The 298-nt window shown below is 48.7% G+C and carries 1 protein-coding gene; it reads left to right on the plus strand.

Going from position 1 to position 298, the window contains the following annotated elements:
- Positions 1-91: 91 nt before the first annotated feature.
- On the plus strand, positions 92-298 hold a 207-nt coding region (locus tag NE591_RS14600; RefSeq protein ID WP_256157027.1), incomplete at its 3' end, for a hypothetical protein.

The following is a 298-nucleotide window of genomic DNA, read 5'->3' on the forward strand; positions in this document are numbered from 1 at the left end:
CTATCGCAACGGCCAGATGCAAGTCTACAACCTAGGAACCGAATCCGAAGGCTGCAGCATCAGCTTCTTCCAGAATTAGAGGAAGACAAGCGTGCGCCTTCGTAACAAAAGTAAAAACGCTAGACGATCAGCGGATAAAGCCGAGCGAGGCCATATGAATTGCGAAGCATTGCTTTTCGATCCGGACATCGATGAAGGCGGCTTAATCGCAAGAGCGGGAGACTGCTTCGCTCCACGAAAATACTGTGTGAAATTTTATCCAGAAAACCGTACGGAAAGTCTCCACGGTTTTTTGCAC

It is taken from the genome of Adlercreutzia sp. DFI.6.23 (genome assembly GCF_024462535.1).
Taxonomy (GTDB): Bacteria; Actinomycetota; Coriobacteriia; order Coriobacteriales; family Eggerthellaceae; genus Adlercreutzia; species Adlercreutzia rubneri.